The sequence below is a fragment of the Nocardioides sp. NPDC004968 genome, from assembly GCF_040608935.1.
Lineage (GTDB): Bacteria > Actinomycetota > Actinomycetes > Propionibacteriales > Nocardioidaceae > Nocardioides.
Genome location: NZ_JBEXJF010000010.1, coordinates 1 through 20,616, shown reverse-complemented (window position 1 = coordinate 20,616; position 20,616 = coordinate 1). Strand labels below are relative to the sequence as shown.

Below are 20,616 nucleotides of genomic sequence, written 5' to 3'. Positions count from 1 at the left end.
CAGATGCGACCCCACACCGTCCGCGTTGTGCGACGACATGTATCTCCTCGGTGGGACGTGTGCCTCCCCCGAGGCACTCTCGCCCACTCCAACGAGCAGGGGAAGGGATCGGTGACGCCCTTGGGTGCTTTGTAACTGACCTGTGGGCCAACCCGTGAGTAGCCTATAGAAATGCTGGTCCTGGTGTTGCAGATCGCCTCGCGTGGCACGACCCGGCACAATTGAGCCCATGAGTTCTCCTGGGGGCGCCGGCATCGGCGGCCTGATGGTCGAGACCGAGGCCGATGTCGTACGCCGCCAGGCACTGCGCCGCATGCGCTTCGTCGCCACCGGTCTCCTGGTCGTTGCCGCCATCGTCTATCTGTTGACCCTTCGGCTGGACGGGTTCTGGGGGTTCGTGAACGCCGGTGCCGAGGCGTCCATGGTCGGCGCGATGGCCGACTGGTTCGCGGTCACCGCGCTGTTCCGCCACCCGCTCGGGCTGCCGGTGCCGCACACCGCGCTGATCCCGAAGCGGAAGGACGAGCTCGGCGCCAGCCTGGAGGAGTTCGTCCAGGACAACTTCCTGCAGGAGGAGACGATCCGCGAGCGGCTCGGTGTCGCGATGCCGTCGCTGCGGCTCGCGCTCTGGCTCGCCGAGGAGCCCAACGCCAAGCGGGTCGTCGACGAGGTCTCCACCGTGGTCGCCGACGGGCTCTCCCGGATCAGCAACCGGCACATCGTCGAGATCATCCAGGACGGGTTCGTACCTCGCCTGCGCGAGGAGCAGATCGCACCGCTCCTCGGTGGCACGCTGCAGGCGGCGCTGGACGACGGTGTCCACCACGGCCTGGTCGACCTGGCGCTGGTCGAGCTGCACGGCTGGCTCGAGGAGAACGAGGAGATCGTCACCGAGGTGCTCGGCGAGCGGGCGCCGTGGTGGACGCCCCAGGTGCTGCGTGAGCCGGTGACCGCCCGCATCCACGTCGAGCTGGTCCGCTGGATCGCCGACATCCGCGACGACCCCGAGCATCGTGCCCGCAAGGCGATCGACACGATGCTCGCCGACCTCGCCGACAACCTGCAGCACGACCAGGCGACCATGGAGCGCGCCGAACGGCTCAAGGAGCGGGTGCTCGACCACCCCGGCGTCATCAACACAGCCATCTCCATCTGGGACGCCCTGCGCCGTGCGCTGACCACCTCGCTGCGCGATCCCGACGGCGTCGTCCGTCGCCGCGCCCTGGACGAGGTCGTCCGCTACGCCCAGAAGGTCGTCCTCGACGAGAGCCTCCAGCGCCGCTACGACGCACTCGCCTCCGACGTGGCCGTCTACGTCGTCAAGCGCTACGGCCGCGAGGCGACCACCGTCATCACCCACACCATCCAGCGCTGGGACGGCAAGCAGGCCGCCCGCCGCATCGAGCTCTTCGTCGGCCGCGACCTGCAGTTCATCCGCATCAACGGCACCATCGTCGGTGGCCTCGTCGGCGTGATCATCCACACCGTCGCCATCCTGATGGAGTGACCCGCCGAGGCGTCGGATACGTCGGCCGAGAGGTCACCCGCGTCGGCCGAGGCGTCACTCAGGTCGGCCGAGAGGTCACGTACGTCGGTCGAGCCGTCATCGCGTGCCAACTCGGCCGGCCGCGCTGACGCCTCGGCCGTTTTTGGTGACGTCTCGGCGGGCGGGGGAGGATGGCGGTGTGAGCGAGCCCTTCGACGTACCCATCTCAGACGAGGTCATCCGCCTCGGTCAGTTCCTCAAGCTGGCCAACCTGGTCGAGACCGGCTCCGAGGCGCGACCCGCGATCACCGCCGGCGAGGTGAAGGTCAACGGTGAGATCGAGCTCCGCCGCGGCCGCCAGCTCCGTGTCGGCGACGTCGTGGAGTACGCCGGCCAAGCGGCCCGGGTCTCCGACGAGGCCGACTTCGACGTTCCTTGGTAGTGCGGAGGCATACCCAGTTAACCGGTGAAACCTGCACTTCTCTGGCGTTGCATTGCCTGAGAAGTGCAGGAATACCCGGTTAACCGGGTATTCCAACCCGCTACTTCTCGACCTTGACCAGGTCGCAGACGAAGATCAGGGTCTCGCCGGGCTTGATCGCGCCGCCGGCGCCGCGGTCGCCGTAGCCCAGGTGGGGCGGGATGACGAGCTGGCGGCGGCCGCCGACCTTCATGCCGAGGATGCCCTGGTCCCAGCCCTGGATGACCTGGCCGATGCCGACGCGGAAGTCGAGCGGCTCGCCTCGGTTGTAGGACGCGTCGAACTCCTCACCGGTGGACAGCGCAACGCCGACGTAATGGACCGATACGCGGTCGCGCTCGGTGGCCTCCTCGCCGTCACCGATGGTGATGTCCTTGATGACGAGGTCGGTCGGAGGGGTGGGGTCGACGAAGTCGATCTCAGGCTTCTGGCTCATGAATTCAGTCTACGTATCGAGACTCGCTGGGGCACACCACGGTCGTGTCGGCCGTCCCGGGGTAGATCGTGGTCAGGCCGTCGGCCCGCTCCCGGCCGAGGTTCCACTCCAGCCAGTCGCCCTCGCGATCGCTGGGCCCGAGCACACAGCTGCGCAGGTCGTCGGGGAGCTTCTTCAGGGCCGGCACCGCGTCGTCGCTGAGCTCGGCGAGGAAGTCGGTGTCGATCTTGCCGGTCTCCTCATAGCGCGAGACGTTGTGCTCGGCGATCCACGCGTCCGGGTTGATCGCGGCGATCCCGAGCAGCGCGACAGCGCCGCTGACCAGCGCGAACCGGCCGAGCCAGAGCCCGCCGGCGATCGCCGTGCCGGTCACCGCGGCGACCAGCCCGGCGATGACGAGCAGGCCCAGCCAGGCCTCGAAGACATCGACGAGCAGGCGGAGCTGGGTGAAGCCGTACGCCTCCTGGTAGAGGTGCATCCGGTACAGCGCCGACCCGACGACGACCAGTGCCTCCGCGGCGAGCAGCCCGAGCGCGATCCGCAGCCACAGCCGGTCGGCGACGGTCTCCACCGGCGCCTTGCGCGCCGCCGCCCAGATCACCAGCAGGGTCAGTGCGGTCGCGACGGTGAGCTGGCCGAACCCCTGGTGGACGTATTCGGCGTACGTCAGCCCCGTCGTCTCGCGCAGGTAGTCCTCGCCGCCGAAGACAGCGGTCGCCTGTGCGATCAGGAACGCGGCGAAGACGGCGACCACGACACCGACCGGAGCCAGCCACTCGTAGCGGTTGGCGACGGGCTGGGATGTACGCTCGTTGCGGTCGATCCGGGGCGGGTTCACAGCCAGGTACGCAGCGCCCATCACGACCCCGAAGACGAAGACGGTCATGAAGATCCGAGCTGCGAACGTGTCCGGCCGTACGTCCGGCACGAACTGGTCGACCCAGCTGCCCAGCACCGCGTCGGCGGTGGTGAACAGGAGCCCGAAGATCACCAGGCCGAGCAGCGAGAGCACCGTGGTGCGGGCGACCGCCGCCCCGTGACCCTTGCCGGAGACGCTGGTCAGCGTGCGGCCCAGCCACGGGATCCCGCGCAGCCCGGCCAGCGGCCAGGAGATCCCGGTCAGCACGATCCCGAGCAGGGTCTTCGCCTGCGTGGACGCACACAGGATCACCGCGATCGCCGTGAGCAGGCACAGTACGACGAGCCACTCGGCGTCGCGGAACACCGCGACCGAGGAGAGCAGTGCGAACAGGACGTAGCAGACGATCGGGAACAAGCTGCGACGTTTCTCGCTCGCCAGCATCACGACCCCGCCGGCGGCCAGCAGCACGATGACTGTGCCGAGCCCGGCGTTGCGATCGGGGATCAGCAGGCCGCCGAGCAGACCGGCGACCACAGCGCCGATGAAGAGCCCGAACCGGCCCGCGACACCTGAATCGGGCCAGTAGGTGCCGAAGATGTCGTCGAGGACCGACGGGGTGGCATAGGCGGCCTTGGGGTCGTCGCTGGGGGCGTCGACCGGCTGGGCCGGTTCGGCGGGCTCGGCCGCCGGGGGAGTGGTGGGCATCTGGCTCTCCTCGTGGGTGGGGGTGAGATGACTGGAGACAGGACGTACAGGTGGGCGCAGCGGAAGGTCGACGCGCACCCGGGCGCCGGCGGCGCCGGGGAGCGGGTCGAGGAAGGCGATGGAACCGCCGTGCAGGTCGGTGACCCACCGGGCGATGGCGAGCCCGAGCCCGGTCCCGCCACCTTCGCCGGAGGAGCTGAGCGTGCCGAAGGGCTCGAAGACGCGCCCGCGGTCGGCGACGGGGATGCCGGGCCCGGAGTCGAGGACCTCGAGGTGGTAGCGCTCGCCGTCGATTCCGGCGCGCACGGTGACCACGCCGCCGCGGGGACTGTGCCGGGAGGCGTTGTCGAGCAGGTTGACGACGAGCTGGCTGAGGCGATCGGGGTCGGCGTCGACGACCAGGTCGGCCGGTGCGTCGATCTCGTAGGTGACCGGCCGCCCGTTGGCCAGCGTCTCCGCGACGCAGGCCTCCAGCAGCGGGCCGAGCTCGACCGAGACGGTGCTCAGCGGCGCCTTGCCGGCGTCGACGCGCGCCAGGTCGAGCAGGTCCTCGACCAGCCGGCTCAGCCGCTCGGCCTGGCCGAGCGCGGTCTGCAGCGCGGTCGGGTCGGATCCGACGCCGTCCACGAGGTTCTCCAGCACGACGGTGAGAGCCGCCAGCGGCGTACGCAGCTCGTGGGAGACGTTGGCGACCAGGTCGCGGCGCTGGCGGTCGACGGCGCCGAGGTCGCTGGCCATCGTGTTGAAGGCACGGCCCAGCTGACCGACCTCGTCGGCACCGACGGCAGGCACGGAGACCGAGTAGTCGCCCCGGGCCATCCGCCGCGCCGCGACGGTCATCTGCCGCAGCGGCGAGGTCATCCCGGCCGCCAGCAGCTGGGTGACCGCGAGCGCGATCCCGATCGTGACCGGGATCGAGATCCACGGGGAGACCCCGGTGATCCGCCCGACGGAGGCGACGACCGCCGCCACCAGGGCGCTCGCGGCGACCAGGAGCCCGAGCTTGACCTTGATCGAGGAGACCCGCTCCAGCGGAGTCATTCGCCGGCCTCCAGGGCATAGCCGACGCCGTGCACGGTGCGGACCCGCGCGGACCCGATCTTGGCGCGCAGCCCTTTCACGTGGCTGTCGACCGTGCGGGTTCCGGAGGCGTCGTTCCAACCCCAGACCTCGGCGAGCAGCCGCTCGCGGGTGACCACGGCGCCCGGGTCGGCGGCCAGGCAGACCAGCAGGTCGAACTCGGTCGGGGTGAGCCTGACCTCGTCGCCGTCGACCCACACCCGTCGGGCCGCCGGATCCATCCGGAGCCCCCCGATCTCAGCCGTACGCCGCGGCGACCCGGCCAGTTCGGCGGCCCGCTCCACCCGCCGCAGGAGCGCGTTGACCCGGGCCACCAGCTCGCGGGCCCGGAACGGCTTGGTCAGGTAGTCGTCGGCCCCGACGCCGAGCCCGACAAGCACATCGGCCTCGTCGACACGCGCGGTGAGCATGAGCACCGGCACGGGGCGTACGGCCTGGATCCGGCGGCACACCTCGAGGCCGTCGTAGCCGGGCAGCATCACGTCGAGGACGACCAGGTCGGGCGAGGTCTCCTCGAAGCAGGAGACCGCCCCGGGGCCGTCCCACGCCCGGACGACGTCGTATCCCTCCGCCTCGAGCCGGTCCGAGACGGCCTGGTTGATGACCGGCTCGTCCTCGACGACGAGGACCCGGCGTGTCACGGTCACATGTTCTGGCACATGCTCAGGCTAGAAGCCCGAGTCGCCGGAAAGGCTGCAGAAGTTGTGCAGGTCCTGTGAAGGTCAGGTTTGGTGGACGTACGCCTCGAGCTGGTCGCGCTCGAAGGCGAGCTGGTCGATGCGGTGCTTGACCAGGTCGCCGATGCTGACGATGCCGACGAGACCGCCGTCGGGGGAGACGACCGGCATGTGCCGGATCCGGCGGGTGGTCATGATGCCCAGGATCTCGTCGATGGTGGCCTCGGGGGCACAGGTCTCGACCTCGGCGGTCATGATCGAGGAGACCTCGGCGGCAAGCAGCGCGTCGTTCTCGTGGAGGCGCCGGACCACGTCGCGCTCGGAGACGATCCCGGCGACGGCGGTGCTGTCGCTGCTGACGACACAGGCCCCGATGCGGTGCTCGGCGAGCACCCCGAGCAGGTCACGCACGGTGGCGGTTGATGCGATCGTGACGACTTCTGCGATCGCCTTGCGAGTGAGTACGTCCGCGATCTTCATGCACCAACGGTAGCGGCCGTGACATGCGTCACGCCAGGGTCTGTTCCGGAACGCGCCTACTCGGTTCCCGGACGGCGGAACGCGGTGACCGATCCGGGCTGCGCGGCCGGCCAGTCGGCGTCGTTGTTGCCGTCGGGCAGCCCGCCGAGGAAGGAGAGCACGGCGTCGTGCAGGTGACCGTTGGTGGCCAGCGCGTTGCCGCCCCACGGCCCCGGGTCGCCGGCCAGCGAGGTGAACTGGCCGCCGGCCTCACGCACGATGATGTCCAGCGCGGCCATGTCGTAGAGCTCGAGCTCCGGCTCGACCGCGATGTCGACCGCGCCCTCGGCGACGAGCATGTAGGACCAGAAGTCGGAGTAGGCACGGGTGCGCCAGCAGCTGCGCATCAGCGCCAGGAAGTCCTCGAGCCGATCGCGCTCCTCCCAGCCGTGCAGCGAGGAGTAGGACATCGAGGCGTCCTCGAGGCGGCGTACGTCCGAGACCTGGCAGCGGGTCGACTTCATCAGCGACTTGCCGGTGTGGGCGCCCTGACCCTTCGCCGCCCACCAGCGCCGCCCGAGCTGCGGCGCGGAGACGACCGACATCACGACCTCGTTGTCGACCGCGAGCGCGATCAGGGTCGCCCAGACCGGCACGCCGCGCACGAAGTTCTTCGTGCCGTCGATCGGGTCGACGATCCAGCGGCGGCTGGACGAGCCGGAGGATCCCGACTCCTCGCCGGTGATCGCGTCCCGCGTACGCGCGCGGGAGAGCGTACGCCGGATCGACTCCTCCACGGCCTTGTCCGCGTCCGAGACGGGGGTCAGGTCGGGCTTGGTCATGACATGCAGGTCGAGCGCCTTGAACCGCGACGTCGACAGCGAGTCGGCGTCGTCGGCCAGCAGGTGCGCCAGCCGCAGGTCGTCGTTGTAGTCAGGAGTGCTCGCCACGAGGATCCACTCTAGTGGCTCCGCTCGCCGTGCGAACCCTCCCCTGGTAACCGGTTCCCCACGAAAACACCGGTCGGGGCATCGAGGGCTCGACCTGTCAGAGAGCGTACGTCGGCACCGACCGCGCCTCGAGCAGGCGACGGAACGAGGCGACCCGTTCCGGATCGAGCCTGCCGTCCTCGATCGCGGTGTCCAACCCGCACTCCGGCGCATCGGCGGCGTGCGAGCAGCCGCGCGGGCACTCGGCCGTCGCCTCCTGCAGATCGGGGAAGGAGACGATGAGCCGCTCCGGCTCGACGTGAGCCAGCCCGAACGTACGGATCCCCGGGGTGTCGATGATCCAGCCGACCCCCGGAAGCCGCAGCATCAGCGCCGAGGTGGAGGTGTGCCGGCCCCGCCCGGTGACCGCGTTGACGTGCCCGACCTCGCGCCCGGCGTCGGGAACGATGGCGTTGACCAGGGTCGACTTGCCCACGCCGCTGTGGCCGAGGAGGACCGACGTACGTCCGTCGAGCTTGTCCCGCAGCGCACTCATGTCGCCGCCGCGCTGGGTCACCACCCACGGCACCCCCAGCGACCGGTAGATCGAGACCAGCGACTCCGGGTCGGCCAGGTCGGCCTTGGTGATGCACAGCAGCGGGTCGATGCCCGCCTCCAGGGCAGCCACCAGTGCGCGGTCGATGAACCCGGTGCGCGGCTCGGGGTCGGCGATCGCGGTGACGATCACCAGCTGGTCGGCGTTGGCGACCACGACCCGCTCGACGGGGTCGTCGTCATCGGCCGTACGCCGCAGCACCGTCTCCCGGGGCTCGAGCTCGACGATCCGCGCCAGCGCCCCCTCCGCGCCCGAGGTGTCGCCGACGACCTTCACCCGGTCGCCCACGACCACGCCCTTACGGCCGAGCGGCCGAGCCTTGACCGCCCACACCTCGACGTCGGGGGCCTCGTCCATGACCAGCGTGAACCGGCCACGGTCGACCGTGATCACTCGCCCGAGGTCGGCGTCGTCGTAGCTGGGCCGGTCCTTCGTCCGCGGCCGGGTGCGGCGCCGGGGACGGTCGTAGTGCTCGACGTCCTCGGTCCCGTAGCGCCGCTGTGCCTTGGCCATCAGGTGCTCAGAAGAGTCCCGCCCAGAAGGGCGCGAAGTCGGTGAAGGTCTTGCTGGTGGTGGTGATGTTCTCGACCAGGACGTCCTCGACGGTCGCCCCGATGATCACGCCGGCGTGGGCCATCCGGTGGTCGGCGTAGGTGTGGAACACCCCGCCGTGCAGAGCCGCCGGCCGGATCGTCAGCCCGTCGGGATGCTCGGTGACGTCGGCCCCGAGCGCACCCAGCTCGCGCGCGAGCGCGGCGAGCCGGTCGGTCTCGTGGCCGCGGATGTGGCCGATGCCGGTCAGGTGCGACGGCGTCGAGGCGAGCGCGCACAGCGCCGCGACGGCGGGGGTGAGCTCGCCGATGTCGTGCATGTCCAGGTCGATCCCGGTGAGCCGCTCCGGCCCGGTCACGGTCAGTCCGTCGTCGGTGACCCGCACCTCGCAGCCCATCAGCGAGAGCACCTCGCGCAGCTGGTCGCCCGGCTGGTCCGTGGCCTGCGGCCAGTCGCGCACGGTCACGGTGCCGCCCGAGACCGCGGCCAGGGCCAGGAACGGGGCCGCGTTGGACAGGTCCGGCTCGATGGTGCGGTTCAGCGCGTTGATCGGTCCTGGTGCCACGGTCCACCGGTTGGCGTCTGAGTCGTCGACTGCGACGCCGTGCTCGCGAAGCATCGCGACCGTCATGTCGATGTGGGGCAGCGACGGCACCGGCTTGCCCTCGTGGCGGATATCGACGCCCCGCTCGTACCGCGCCCCTGCCAGCAGGAGCGCGCTGATGAACTGGCTCGAGGCCGAGGCGTCGACCACCACGGTCCCGCCAGGCACGACGCCCTGCCCCTGGATCGTGAACGGGAGCCCGTCACCCTCGATGTCCACGCCGAGGTCGCGAAGCGCACGCAGCACCTCGCCGACCGGTCGCTTGCGCATGTGCGGGTCGCCGTCGAAGGCGACCGTGCCGGTGGAGAGCGCGGCCACCGGAGGTACGAACCGCATCACCGTCCCCGCCAGCCCACAGTCGACCTCGGCATCGGCGCCGAACGCGCCGGGCGTCACGACCCAGTCGTCTGCCGAGGTGTCCACCTGCGACCCCAACGACGTCAGCGCTGCCGCCATCAGCAGCGTGTCGCGGGACCGAAGCGCACGACGTACGACGGACGGCCCCTCCGCGATCGAGGCGAGCAGCAGCGCCCGGTTCGTGAGCGACTTGCTTCCGGGCAGCGAAACCGTCGCCGTCACCGGACCGTGCGCACGGGGCGCCGGCCAGGGGTCGGTCGGCCCGTTGGCAGGGTCAGCGGCACGGTCGGTCGTGGTAGTCACAGGTCCAACTTTAGAGGTTCCGCCGGCAGAGGCGGCCGTCGGTCACCGGGGATGAAATCACTCGATCCCGAGCGCCTTCAGGAAACCCTTCCAGGTCAGACCGCCCGTTGCGGCGCCGCGCTCGACCTCGGGCGTCGCGCTCGGGCTGGCGCTGGGCACGTCAGGACCCTCGGGCATCGAGGGGCTGCCGCTGGGACTGCCCGGGATGCTGGGAAGGTCCGAGGACGGTGTCGGCACCTGCGGCACATCGGGAGTCGTGGGCGGTGTGGGCACCTGCGGCACGTCGGGAATCGTCGGCGGTGTGGGCACCTGCGGCACGTCCGGCGTCGGGGTAGGCGACGGCTCAGGGGATCCGGTGTCCGCGGCGCTGACACCGTTGTTCCCGGGCTCGGGGTCGGTGTATCCCACAGCGGTGAGGCTCGCCTCGAACGTCCACTCACCGTCGGCGATGAAGTCGAAATGGAGTACGGCCTGGCCGTTGTTCGTGCTGGACAGGGTGCACTCGCCCTCGACGACGCCGCCTTGCGGCACGGGCGGAACGGCAAGCTGCGAGCATGCCCACATCGATTGTGGGTTCGAGGACTCCGGATACGGCTGCGTGACGCCGGTCGCCTTGTATCTGAAGGTCGCGGTGTAGTCCCCTTCGGGGATGCCTTCGGCCGTGACCTCGACGTGCTCGTACCCGTCATAGGGCAGGTGGTCCAGGGCGATTCCGGCATCGTGCACCGGCGGAGCTTCCTCGAAGGTCACCTCCACCGTGCCGACGTCCGTGCCGCCATGGCCGTCCGAGATCTGGTAGCTGAAGGTGTCGCTGGTCCCGGTGTAGTCGGGCGCCATGGTGTAGACGACCTGGTCGTCCTCGATGACCGCCTCGCCGTGAGCGGGCTTCTCGGTGATCGTGACGAGCCGGAGCACGTCGTCGTCGTTGTCGTCGGTGTCGTTGGCGAGCACGTCGATGGTGGTCTTGGCCGAGCGCTCCTCGCCGCCGTTGCCGACGCCGTTGTTGGCGTCGTCAACGGTGACCGTTGCCGTGGCGTCGTCGTCGACGGCCTTCGGGTCGGCGTTGGGAGTGGTCACGTCGACGGTTCCGGCGACCTCGCCGCCGTTGCCGTCGGTGAGGACGTACTCGATGGTGTCGGTGCCCCGCCAGCCGAGGTCGGGCTGGTAGGTCACCGTGGTGACGGGCTCGTCGGCCATCCGCAGGCCACCGAAGATCGCGCCGCTGACGCTGCCGCCCTTGCCACCCGAGGTCGACGCGCCGCCCTTGGTGACGGTGCCGTGGGCGGGGGAGGCGACGGTGGCCTCCTTGACAGAGAGCGGGTCACCGTTGGCGTCGGTCGCCCCCTCGGTCAGGTCGATGACGGTCTTGCCACCGGGCTGACCGTTCACGGTCGACAGCGGCTGGCTGATGACCGGCGCCTGCTGCGTCTGGGCGGGAGCCGGGTCGGCAGGCGGGTCGGCCGGCTGGTCGGCGGGAGGCGCCGCTGCGGGAGGGGGCGCCGCGGGGTTGTCGGCGGGAGGCGCGGCCGGGTCGGCCGGAGCAGCCGGAGCGGGGTCGGCCGGTGCCTCGGCGGCAGGCTCGTCGGCGGCCGGGACCTTCGGAGCCGGGTCGCCGCCGGTGAGTACGAGCCCGGCGGCCACGGCCGCAGCGGCGGCGACACCGGCACCCGCACCGACCGTACGTCCCACCGGATCGCCCAGGACCCAGTCCCTGACTCGCCCGAAGAAGAGCACCACGCCACCCTTGGCGGCGACGCCACTTCCGACGGCGAGGTAGCCCGCGCCCGCGGCGCCGAGCAGGGCCGGAGCGAGCCAAGCGCCCATCCCGGAGTTGACCTCGGTGAGCTCGAGGTAGATCGCGGTGCACGGACGGCAGTCCTGCAGGTGGTCGTCGACCTTCGTCGAGTCACGCTTGGACAGGCCGTTGCGGATGTAGGCACCCAGGTTGGCGCGCGTGGTGGCGCAGGCCTCCTCGCCGGCGTCCTGCGCGTGCATCGAGATGAACGCCTGCTTGAGGCCCTCGCGAGCCCGATAGGCGAGCGCGGAGACCGAGTTGGCCGACATGCCGAGCATCGGCGCGATCTCGGCCGGCTTCTGGCCCTCGACCTCGGTGTGCCACAGCACCTGCTGCCAGCGCTCCGGAAGCTGCTGGAACGCCTTCGCGGCGGCCTGGTTGTCGAAGCCCGACACGGCGGTGTCCTCGAACGGCACGCCCGGGTCGAACGGGGTCAGGTCGTCGGTGGTGGTCAGCTTCGAGGCGGCACGGATCTTGTCCACGTGGAGCCGGCGCAGCGACGTCAGCAGGTAGGCGCGGAACGCCAGGTCGGGGCCGCCGCCCCTCTGCAGCACGTTGAGCACCTTGGCGAACGCCTCGGAGACGAGGTCGTCGGCGTCACCGGGCGACACCAGCTGGCGGGCGAGGCGGCGTGCAGCCTCGACATGGCGCTCGAACAGCGTCCCGTACGCATCCAGGTCACCGCCACGGACAGCGGTGATCAGCTCGGCGTCGCCAGGGGCGTCGAGGGTAGGTAGAGAGATGGGGGTCGATTCGCTCACAGCACCAGAGACGTTAGAAGGACGGAGGTATGACGCGGGTTGCGCCGACGGGAGACATGCGTTGTGCTAACGACTACGGAAGCCCGCACGTCACGCCCCTCCCCGGATCTGACAACAAGTTTCGCGAAACCCAGAAAATGTGGGTCGCTACCGCGTCATGGTTGCCGATTTAGTACGTCAAGTCCATGTGGGCACGCGGTAGATCAGCGCGCGCACCACTGTATCCGTGACCCAGCAACTTCGGACAAGGAACGACACCAACGCCAGGAAACACGAGGAAAGAGGTGAGTTGTGCGGCTGTTCTCCCGAGGTCGGCGTGCGCCTGCATCGACCTCGCCTGAGATCACAGAGCTCTCCGACGAGCAGCGCGCGGCGCTCCCGCCGCGGTTCGAGGCCGTCGCGGAGGCGCTCGTCGAGCGCAGCAGTTACGTCGCCGAGGCCTGTTGGGTCGCCGGCCATGACCTCGCCGAGTCAGGCGTGTCTCTCGGGGAGAGCCTCGAGGACCTTCGGATGACGACTCAGGCCATGGAGGATCGCGACCCGGCGTTCACCGAGGTGCACGCGCTGTCCGTCGCCTGGAGCGAGGCGACGCTGGGCTACCTGCACACCATCTCCTGCGCCGACCCGCTCACCGGCCTCGCCACCCTCGCGCACCTGCGCGAACGCATCTCGGACCTCTACCGGGAGGCCACGGCGCGCAGCCACGCGCTGGTCGTCACCGACGCCCACCTCCCGGGCGCCGCCAGCGGGAAGACCGACAGCATCGCCACCGCCCGCCGGATGTCGCTGCTGGGCCAGACCGCCCGCTCGGTCTTCGCGACCGCCGCCGCGGTCGGACAGGTCGGCCACAGTCGGATGGTCGTGGTCGCCCCGCGTGACGAGACGCTGGTCAAACGGCTCGGGCTCCTCAAGCGGATGGTCGAGCACAGCGCCGACCGGATCTGGATCGAGGGACTCCCCGAGAACGACAGGTCAGCGGGCATCCTGCTCGACGAGCTCGCCCGCGGAGCCTAGAAATACCTCCGAACACCACCGGCACCCGGCGCTAAGGTGAACGTATGTGCGGTCGTTATGCGTCCAGCCGCCAACCCGACGAGCTGGCCGAGGAGTTCGAGATCGATGAGCTGCGCCTGCAGGAGCCGCTCACCGAGAGCTACAACGTAGCCCCGACCGACGATGTCTATGCCGTCGTCGAGCGTCCGCCGCGCGAGGACGGTGATGCGTCCAGCGAGCGCCAGCTCCGTTCCGTACGTTGGGGCCTGGTCCCGTCCTGGGCCAAGGACGTCAAGATCGGCAACCGGATGATCAACGCCCGGATGGAGACCGTGGGCGAGAAGCCCGCCTACCGCCGGGCCTTCGCCAAGCGCCGCTGTCTGCTGCCGGCAGACGGCTACTTCGAGTGGTACGCCACCGAGGCGAAGGATGCGAAAGGGCTGAGTGGAAAGGGACGGGCCCGCAAGCAGCCGTACTTCATCACTCCCAAGGACGGGGGAGTGCTGGCGATGGCCGGGCTCTACGAGCTGTGGCCCGACCCCGCCAAGGCCGAGGACGACCCCGGCCGGTGGCTGTGGAGCTGCACGGTGATCACCACCGAGGCGGAGGACTCCCTGGGGCGGATCCACGACCGGATGCCGCTCATGGTGGAACGTGAGCGTTGGGACCAGTGGCTCGATCCGACCCGTCCGGGCGACCTGGATCTGCTGACCCCGGCGGCGCCCGGCCGGCTGGAGGCCTACCCGGTCTCGACGCTGGTGAGCAACGTACGCAACAACGGCCGCGAGCTCGTCGAGCCGCTGCCGATCGAGGAAGCCTGGGGATGACATGGGTGGAACCACGACGCAGATGATCGACACGCCCTACGGACAGGGGCGGCTCTACACCCGCCGGGCGCGGCGACCACAGGCGACCCTGCTGCTCTCCCACGGCGCCGGCAACGGCATCGACACCCACGATCTGATGGCGCTCAACGACGCGCTGCCGGCCCAGGGCATCACCGTGGTCCGCTTCGAGCAGCCCTGGCGGGTCAAGGGGAAGCCGGTGGCCACACCGCCCAAGTCGCTCGACGCGGCGCTGACCCTGGCTGCCAACTGGATGCGGGTGCGCACACCGCTGGTGGTCGGAGGCCGCTCCGCCGGGGCCCGCTCGGCGGTCCGTACGGCGCGCGGGTTCGGCGCCGCCGGGGCGCTCTGCCTGGCCTTCCCGCTGCATCCGATCGCCAAACCGGGCATCTCGCGCGCCTACGAGCTGCTGGAGTCCAGGGTGCCGACGCTGGTCCTGCAGGGCACCCGGGACAGGTTCGGCAAGCCCGAGGAGTTCCCGGAGGGGATCGAGGTCACCCCGATCCCGGGGGCGGACCACTCCCTCATCGTCGGCAAGCGTGGCCCGATCACGCAGGCCGACGCCGACGCGATCCTGATCGAGTCCACCCTGGAGTGGCTGGTCCGCGAGGTCATCGTCTAGCGGGAATGTTTGTGGGCCGTCGCGGCGTTCATGCAACATGACCATTCTGCTCGAACGCCCGGTGGCAAATATGTCGCCGATGAGCGCCCCGATGGTCGCGCGCGTACCCTGGGACGTGATGAGCGACAACAACGATGATGAGGTCGTCGACCTGGCCACCGAGACACCCGAGGAGCGCGCGCTGCGCTTCGAGCGGGACGCGCTGCCCTTCCTCGACCAGCTCTACTCGGCGGCGATGCGGATGACCCGCAACCCGTCCGATGCGGAAGACCTGGTGCAGGAGACGTTCGCCAAGGCCTACTCCTCCTTCCACCAGTTCAAGCCCGGCACCAACCTGAAGGCCTGGCTCTACCGCATCCTCACGAACACCTTCATCAACACCTACCGCAAGAAGCAGCGCCAGCCGCAGCAGTCGATGTCCGAGGACGTCGAGGACTGGCAGCTGGCGCGGGCCGAGTCGCACAGCTCGACCGGTCTGAAGTCCGCGGAGATGGAGGCGCTCGAGCACCTGCCCGACTCTCAGGTGAAGGACGCGCTGCAGCGCCTCCCGGAGGAGTTCCGGCTCGCTGTCTACCTCGCCGACGTCGAGGGATTCGCCTACAAGGAGATCGCCGAGATCATGGAAACCCCGATCGGCACCGTGATGTCGCGGCTTCACCGCGGCCGGCGCCAGCTGCGCGATCTTCTCTCGGACTACGTCCGCACCAACGACCTCACCGGCGCTCGTGGAGGTGCGTCATGAGTGCCCACAAACATGACGCGTCACCGACCGACTGCGCGGACTTCCTCGAGCAGATCGTCTTCCTGATCGACAACGAGCTCACCGCGGCGGATGCCGACCAGGTCAAGCTCCACCTGCAGAGCTGCAATCCCTGCCTGGAGACGTACGACCAGCAGCGCATCGTCAAGGCGGTCGTGGCACGCTCGTGCACCGAGGTCGCCCCGGGCGACCTGCGCGCGAAGATCATGGTTCAGATCCAGGAGCTCCGCACCAGGTCCTGAACCGGCCACAGACGCGACGAGAGCCCCAGCCGATTGGCTGGGGCTCTTACGTCTTGACAGCTCTGACCCTTGAAGAGGGACAGCGGTCAGGCGTTGGGGCGCTTGCCGTGGTTCGCGCCCTTCTTGCGGCGCGCGCGGCGCTTGCGGCCAGTCTTGCCCATGATGATCTCCTCCATTGGGGTACGTAGACCCCGAGGGGCCTCGGCACAGTCTCTCAAACCCAGGTGCGGGAGGGCGAATCTCGACCGGCCGTCAGGTCAGGTAGGTGGCGTTCGACTTCTTCAGGGCCGCGACGACGACCAGCAGCAGATCGCCGCGGATCTGCGGGATGTCGTTGCTGAGCGCGAGCTGGATGTAGAGGGCCCGCAGGAACGCCTCGGCGTTGCCGGTGAGCAGGAACGGGTCGCGGTCGGGCGTCTCCGGGGTGGCGGTGGCGACGGTGACGATCCGGTTGATCCACGGCTCCATGATGTTGAGCGGCACCAGGTTGCGGCGCAGCACGGACATCGTCGCCGCCGCCAGCCGGTCAGGCTCGCCGTGAGCGTAGATGGTGTCCCCTCGGGCGAGTACCCGGTCGGCGACCACGTCGAGGATCACCGTCAGCTCGGGCTTGCCGAGGTGCTCGGAGGCGGCCAGGGTGCCGAGCGCGTCGGCACCGCGGGCAACCGCGTGCGCCCAGCCACGCTCGGGAACGAAGGCGCGCAGGTCACGCTCGCGCAGCAGCCAGGTGGCGATCCGGTCGCCCCACTCCAGCACCTTCTCCGCGCGCACCAGCGAGCGGGCGTTGTCGCGGGCGATGCACTGGGCCAGAGCCTCGACCGAGGAGGCCCGGCGGAAGACGCCGTTGTTGCCGGAGTCGCCGAGACCGACCACGAGGCCGGCCGCCATGCCGTCGCCCAGGCCCCCGAGCAGGTCGTCGTAGACACCGCGCTGGATCCACGTCGACAGGGCCGGCACGGCCAGCCCGCTGCGTACGTCCGGATCCGGGTCGCCGAGCATCCGGGTGAGCTCGATGGTGAGGTCACCCAGCGGCCGGTCGGTGGGTACGGCGAGACCGGTTGAATGAACCTCCCGCCAGTACGCCTCCGACATGGGGAACATCCTGCCAAACCCGGCCACGCGCCGACCACCGACCCGCGCAATGCACTACCAAGGTCTACATCTACGCTGTCCGCGTGCCCACCCTGAGTGAGCTCGCCCAGAGCCACACCGAACTCGACAGCGATGATGTCGAGTGGCTTCAGTTGCTCATGGCCGACTGGCAGATCCTGGCCGACCTGTCCTTCGCGGACCTGGTGCTGTGGCTGCCGGACAAGTCCGGGAACGGCTTCTGGGCGGCCGGTCAGATGCGTCCCACGACCGGTCCCACGGCCTATGTGGACGACATCGTCGGCATGTTCGTGCCGAAGGGGCGCCACGCCACCCTCGACGACGCCGTCGACGCCGGCAGGCTCGTCCGCGAGGGTGACCCGGAGTGGCGCGACGACCTCCCGGTGCGGGTCGAGACCATTCCCGTACGCCGCGCCGGCCGCATCATCGCGGTGCTGAGCCGCAACACCAACCTGCTCGGCGTACGCACGCCCTCGAAGCTCGAGCTGTCCTACCTGCAGACCGCCGCCGACCTGACCCAGATGGTCGCCAACGGCTACTTCCCCGCGGTGGGCCAGCGCAGCGACCACACCGACACCCCTCGGGTCGGGGACGGGTTCGTGCGGGTGGATGCCGACGGCGTCGTCGACTACGCCAGCCCCAACGCGCTCTCCGTCTTCCGCCGGCTGGGGCTCTCCGGCGACCTCGCCGGCCAGTCCCTGGCCGGGATGACCCGCGCCCTGGTGCCGCCGCGCAAGCGCCCCGACGAGGAGACGCTGAGCGCTGTCCTCGGCGGTCGGGCGCACCGCGACACCGAGATCGACACCGGGGTGATGGCGATCATCATGCGTTCGATCCCGCTGCGGCCACGTGGTGAGGCGATCGGTGCGCTGGTGCTGCTGCGCGACGTCACCGACCTGCGTCGGCGTGATCGTGAGCTCGTCACCAAGGACGCGACGATCCGCGAGATCCACCATCGAGTGAAGAACAACCTACAAACCGTGGCCGCGCTGCTCCGGATGCAGTCGCGCCGGGTCGACTCCGGTGTCGCACAAGATGCGCTGAACGAGGCCGTACGGCGTGTCGGATCCATTGCACTGGTCCACGAGATCCTCTCGCAGCAGGCCGTCGAGGAGACCGTCGAGTTCGACGAGATCGCCGACCGGCTCGCCTCCATGGTCGGAGAGGTCAGCTCGGTCGGCGTCGCGGTGCGGGTGCGCCGGGAGGGCTCGTTCGGGTCGCTGCCCTCGGAGGTGGCCACGCCGATGGCGATGGTCGTCACCGAGCTGCTGCAGAACGCAGTCGAGCACGGCTACCGCGGCAACGGTCCGGGCGATCCCGAGACCGGCAAGATCGTGATGTCCGTACGACAGCAACCCGCCGGGCATCTCCAGGTGACCATCGAGGACGACGGTCATGGACTACCCGACGGGTTCAGTCTCGACACATCGACAAACTTGGGGTTGTCGATCGTGAAGACTCTCGTCGAAGGCGAGCTCGGGGGCCGACTCTCGTTGGGGCCCCGGCCTGATGGCCATGGGGCGAGAGCTGCGGTCGAGCTGCCGTTGGAGCTCTAGGTGAATCGCTAGGGGTTGATGGCCTCTAGGGCTTGGTCAGACGGCGGTGCGGACACGGGAGCGAGCGTTGCGGCGCTTCAGCGCACGACGCTCGTCCTCGCTCAGTCCACCCCACACGCCGTGGTCCTGACCGGCCTCAAGAGCCCACTGAAGACACTGCTCCCGGACGTCGCAACGCCGGCAGACCTGCTTGGCTTCCTCGATCTGGAGGATGGCCGGACCGGTGTTTCCGATGGGGAAGAACAGTTCCGGGTCTTCATCGAGACAAGCCGAACGGTGGCGCCAATCCATGGCTGGGTAGACCCTCTTTCTGACGTAGGATGGGCAAGGCCCTGATGGTTCGAGACCCTGCGAGTCGGCACGTGGCGGGGATGTGTGAATGTCTTCACGTGCGTGCTGGTCTCTAGAGTTCCAAGAAATGGACGCCGAAACAACCCCTAACCAGTGTCTGGTTCGTCACCGGACCGTAACACTCAGTCTTCCTGGGGCTAGACAATTCGGTAACGCGGTGAGTTACCCGCAAATCCCGTGGTGTATGCTACTGCGAATTTTCTGACGCTTGGCGATGGTTCTAGGCTGCTGAGGTGACCGCGCCGCATCGCCCCTGGACCCTCCTGCTGACCGTGATCGCCGCAGGCGTCGAGACCGCGGCGATGCTGGTGTGGGGAGCGCTTGAGTTCGTACGCATCCCCGACGCCGCCTCGCTCACGACCGCGATCGCGGGCGGCCTGTTCTTCCTGCTCTGCGCCGCCGGCATCGGCTGGTGTGCCGCCATGTTCTGGCGACTGGAGTCGTGGGCCCGCGCGCCGTTGGTGCTCGTCCAGCTGATCGTGCTCGGTCTGGCCTGGAACCTGCGTGATGACCTCGCGATCGCGGGTGGACTGGCCGTGGTCGCGGTCGTCGCCCTCGTCGGCATCTTCGCGCCCCCGAGCATCGCCGCGCTCGAGGAGCGCCCGGGCGTGTCGCCCGAAGACGCGCCCTAGTCCTCCTCCAGCGCCTTGCGGAGCTGGAGGAGCGAGCGGTTGAGCAGCCGGGAGACCTGCATCTGGGAGACCCCGAGCTCGGCGGCGATCTCGGTCTGGGTCTTGTTGCGGAAGAACTTCAGCATCAGCACCTGCTTCTCGTGGGCGGAGAGGCTGTCGAGCACGGGCTTGATCGACTCCCGCACCTCGACGTCGTCCAGGCGCAGGTCGTGGGCGGTCAGCGAGTCGAGCATCGGCGCGGTCTCGTCGCTCTCGGAGTCGAGGGACAGAGCTGCGTACGCATTGCTCGACTCCAGGCCCTCGACGACGGTCTCGAGGCTGACCCCGAGCCGGGTGGCGAGGTCGCGGGCCGTGGGGGAGCGGCCGAGCTCCTGGGAGAGCTCGGCGGTGGCGTCGCGGAGGTTCTGCTGCAGGTCGCGAAGGCGGCGCGGCACGCTGACGGCCCACCGGCTGTCGCGGAAGTAGCGCTTGATCTCGCCGAGGATCGTGGGCACGGCGTACGTCGAGAACTCCACGTCACGGGAGAGGTCGTAGCGGTCCACGGCGTTGAGGAGGCCGACGACGCCGACCTGGACGAGGTCCTCGTGCGGCTCGCCGCGGCCGTAGAACTGGGAGGCGCAGTATTCGACCAGCGCCATGTTGAGGTGGACCAGCTCGTCGCGAGCGGCGGTCCGTTCCGCGTCGGGCAGGTCCGGCCCGGCGAGGGCCCTGAAGAGCTCCCGGGAGCGTGCGCGGGCGTCATCCACCTCGCTGGTGCTCCTGGACCTCGACGACCGAATCGTCTCCTGCGCCATGTCAGCGCGCGGCTCCAAGCGGGGTCGCTCCCGCGACCAGGGAAATCCTGAGCTGATCACCGTCGGGGGTGGCGGTGACCTCCCTGGCCAGCGTGGTGAGCACCTGCCAGGCGAAGCTCTCCTCGTCGATCTCCGCCTCGGCGTCGCAGGTCGTGGTCACGGTGACTCCGATCGTGTCCTCGCCGAGGTCGAAGACGACGTCCAGGTCAGCGGCCTCCGCGGCGCACTCCAGGCAGATCGCCGCCGCCTCGCTGACCGCCATCCGCAGGTCCTCGATGTCCTCGAGCGTGAAGTCGAGGCGCGCGGCGAGCGCGGCGGTGGTCGTACGCAGCACGGAGACGTAAGCGCCTTCTGCGGGAAGGCGCAGCTCGACCTGGGGCATCTGGGTTTGTCAGTCCTTCTGTGGGAGTCCCGACGATTATGCAACGAGACCGGTCTCGCCGTGCCGTTAACGCACCACAGCCGCTCCGGTCCGGAGCGGCTGTGGCGTACGTGCTGGACCTCGAAAGCGGCTCAGGCCTTCTTGGTCGCCCAGAAGATCTCGGCGATCTCGTCGATCTTGGCGAGGAGCTTGTCGGCGACCTCGAGGTCGAGGGTGCCCTTGGTGC

21 protein-coding genes are annotated in these 20,616 nt (G+C 69.5%); 9 read left to right on the top strand and 12 right to left on the bottom strand.

The window, feature by feature from the left end:
• Positions 1–229 precede the first annotated feature (229 nt).
• Positions 230–1,507 (top strand): DUF445 domain-containing protein, encoded by a 1,278-nt coding sequence (locus ABZU72_RS12640; RefSeq protein ID WP_355019196.1) that lies wholly within the window; start codon positions 230–232, stop codon positions 1,505–1,507.
• A gap of 178 nt (positions 1,508–1,685) precedes the next feature.
• On the top strand, positions 1,686–1,928 hold the full coding sequence (locus tag ABZU72_RS12635) for an RNA-binding S4 domain-containing protein (RefSeq protein WP_355019195.1): 243 nt from the start codon (positions 1,686–1,688) through the stop codon (positions 1,926–1,928).
• A gap of 100 nt (positions 1,929–2,028) precedes the next feature.
• On the opposite strand, the gene ABZU72_RS12630 is transcribed toward ABZU72_RS12635, so the two are convergent.
• The 8 genes from ABZU72_RS12630 to ABZU72_RS12595 form a co-directional block, all read right to left on the bottom strand.
• Positions 2,029–2,403 (bottom strand): FKBP-type peptidyl-prolyl cis-trans isomerase, encoded by a 375-nt coding sequence (locus ABZU72_RS12630; protein WP_141795436.1) that lies wholly within the window; start codon positions 2,401–2,403, stop codon positions 2,029–2,031.
• A 4-nt stretch (positions 2,404–2,407) separates the two neighbouring features.
• On the bottom strand, positions 2,408–5,011 hold the full coding sequence (locus ABZU72_RS12625; RefSeq protein WP_355019194.1) for a DUF4153 domain-containing protein: 2,604 nt from the start codon (positions 5,009–5,011) through the stop codon (positions 2,408–2,410).
• A complete protein-coding gene (locus tag ABZU72_RS12620; RefSeq protein ID WP_355019193.1) occupies positions 5,008–5,691 on the bottom strand; it encodes a response regulator transcription factor in 684 nt (227 codons plus the stop codon). The genes ABZU72_RS12625 and ABZU72_RS12620 overlap by 4 nt, the downstream gene beginning before the upstream one ends.
• Before the next feature lie 81 nt (positions 5,692–5,772).
• On the bottom strand, positions 5,773–6,207 hold the full coding sequence (locus tag ABZU72_RS12615) for a CBS domain-containing protein (RefSeq protein WP_355019192.1): 435 nt from the start codon (positions 6,205–6,207) through the stop codon (positions 5,773–5,775).
• Positions 6,208–6,263: 56 nt separating this feature from the next.
• On the bottom strand, positions 6,264–7,136 hold the full coding sequence (locus ABZU72_RS12610) for an inositol monophosphatase family protein (protein ID WP_355019191.1): 873 nt from the start codon (positions 7,134–7,136) through the stop codon (positions 6,264–6,266).
• 97 nt (positions 7,137–7,233) lie between these two features.
• Positions 7,234–8,244 (bottom strand): ribosome small subunit-dependent GTPase A, encoded by a 1,011-nt coding sequence (gene rsgA / locus ABZU72_RS12605; protein WP_355019190.1) that lies wholly within the window; start codon positions 8,242–8,244, stop codon positions 7,234–7,236.
• Between the two features lie 7 nt (positions 8,245–8,251).
• Complete coding sequence (gene aroA, locus ABZU72_RS12600; protein ID WP_355019189.1) at positions 8,252–9,547, bottom strand: 3-phosphoshikimate 1-carboxyvinyltransferase; 1,296 nt, start codon at positions 9,545–9,547, stop codon at positions 8,252–8,254.
• 57 nt (positions 9,548–9,604) lie between these two features.
• On the bottom strand, positions 9,605–12,103 hold the full coding sequence (locus ABZU72_RS12595) for a sigma-70 family RNA polymerase sigma factor (RefSeq protein WP_355019188.1): 2,499 nt from the start codon (positions 12,101–12,103) through the stop codon (positions 9,605–9,607).
• A 291-nt stretch (positions 12,104–12,394) separates the two neighbouring features.
• Here ABZU72_RS12595 and ABZU72_RS12590 point away from each other — a divergent pair, with 291 nt between their 5' ends.
• From ABZU72_RS12590 to rsrA, 5 genes are all read left to right on the top strand, one after another.
• Entirely contained in the window at positions 12,395–13,117 is a 723-nt protein-coding gene (locus tag ABZU72_RS12590; RefSeq protein WP_355019187.1) for a hypothetical protein, read from the top strand.
• 44 nt (positions 13,118–13,161) lie between these two features.
• On the top strand, positions 13,162–13,923 hold the full coding sequence (locus ABZU72_RS12585) for an SOS response-associated peptidase (protein WP_355019186.1): 762 nt from the start codon (positions 13,162–13,164) through the stop codon (positions 13,921–13,923).
• Position 13,924: 1 nt separating this feature from the next.
• The gene (locus ABZU72_RS12580; protein ID WP_355019185.1) at positions 13,925–14,563 is read left to right on the top strand and encodes an alpha/beta family hydrolase; all 639 of its coding nucleotides are present in this window, start codon (positions 13,925–13,927) and stop codon (positions 14,561–14,563) included.
• Positions 14,564–14,654: 91 nt separating this feature from the next.
• Positions 14,655–15,305 (top strand): sigma-70 family RNA polymerase sigma factor, encoded by a 651-nt coding sequence (locus ABZU72_RS12575; RefSeq protein WP_355019300.1) that lies wholly within the window; start codon positions 14,655–14,657, stop codon positions 15,303–15,305.
• Positions 15,302–15,565, top strand: a complete 264-nt coding sequence (rsrA, locus tag ABZU72_RS12570; RefSeq protein ID WP_355019184.1) for a mycothiol system anti-sigma-R factor — start codon at positions 15,302–15,304, stop codon at positions 15,563–15,565. The genes ABZU72_RS12575 and rsrA overlap by 4 nt, the downstream gene beginning before the upstream one ends.
• 252 nt (positions 15,566–15,817) lie before the next feature.
• On the opposite strand, the gene ABZU72_RS12565 is transcribed toward rsrA, so the two are convergent.
• Positions 15,818–16,657 carry a DUF2785 domain-containing protein gene (locus ABZU72_RS12565; RefSeq protein ID WP_160027663.1) on the bottom strand — a complete coding sequence of 280 codons (840 nt, stop codon included), beginning with the start codon at positions 16,655–16,657 and terminating at the stop codon, positions 15,818–15,820.
• An 83-nt stretch (positions 16,658–16,740) separates the two neighbouring features.
• Here ABZU72_RS12565 and ABZU72_RS12560 point away from each other — a divergent pair, with 83 nt between their 5' ends.
• Positions 16,741–18,231 carry a histidine kinase N-terminal domain-containing protein gene (locus ABZU72_RS12560; RefSeq protein ID WP_355019183.1) on the top strand — a complete coding sequence of 497 codons (1,491 nt, stop codon included), beginning with the start codon at positions 16,741–16,743 and terminating at the stop codon, positions 18,229–18,231.
• Positions 18,232–18,267: 36 nt separating this feature from the next.
• Here the strand turns inward: ABZU72_RS12560 and ABZU72_RS12555 are convergent, their stop codons facing one another.
• Positions 18,268–18,522 carry a WhiB family transcriptional regulator gene (locus tag ABZU72_RS12555; protein ID WP_008362075.1) on the bottom strand — a complete coding sequence of 85 codons (255 nt, stop codon included), beginning with the start codon at positions 18,520–18,522 and terminating at the stop codon, positions 18,268–18,270.
• Between the two features lie 293 nt (positions 18,523–18,815).
• Here ABZU72_RS12555 and ABZU72_RS12550 point away from each other — a divergent pair, with 293 nt between their 5' ends.
• Positions 18,816–19,214, top strand: a complete 399-nt coding sequence (locus ABZU72_RS12550; protein ID WP_355019182.1) for a hypothetical protein — start codon at positions 18,816–18,818, stop codon at positions 19,212–19,214.
• Here the strand turns inward: ABZU72_RS12550 and ABZU72_RS12545 are convergent.
• Positions 19,211–19,960 (bottom strand): SigB/SigF/SigG family RNA polymerase sigma factor, encoded by a 750-nt coding sequence (locus ABZU72_RS12545; RefSeq protein WP_355019181.1) that lies wholly within the window; start codon positions 19,958–19,960, stop codon positions 19,211–19,213. The two genes, ABZU72_RS12550 and ABZU72_RS12545, sit on opposite strands and share 4 nt — an antisense overlap.
• 49 nt (positions 19,961–20,009) lie before the next feature.
• Complete coding sequence (locus tag ABZU72_RS12540; protein ID WP_141803066.1) at positions 20,010–20,390, bottom strand: anti-sigma factor; 381 nt, start codon at positions 20,388–20,390, stop codon at positions 20,010–20,012.
• Positions 20,391–20,616 lie beyond the last annotated feature (226 nt).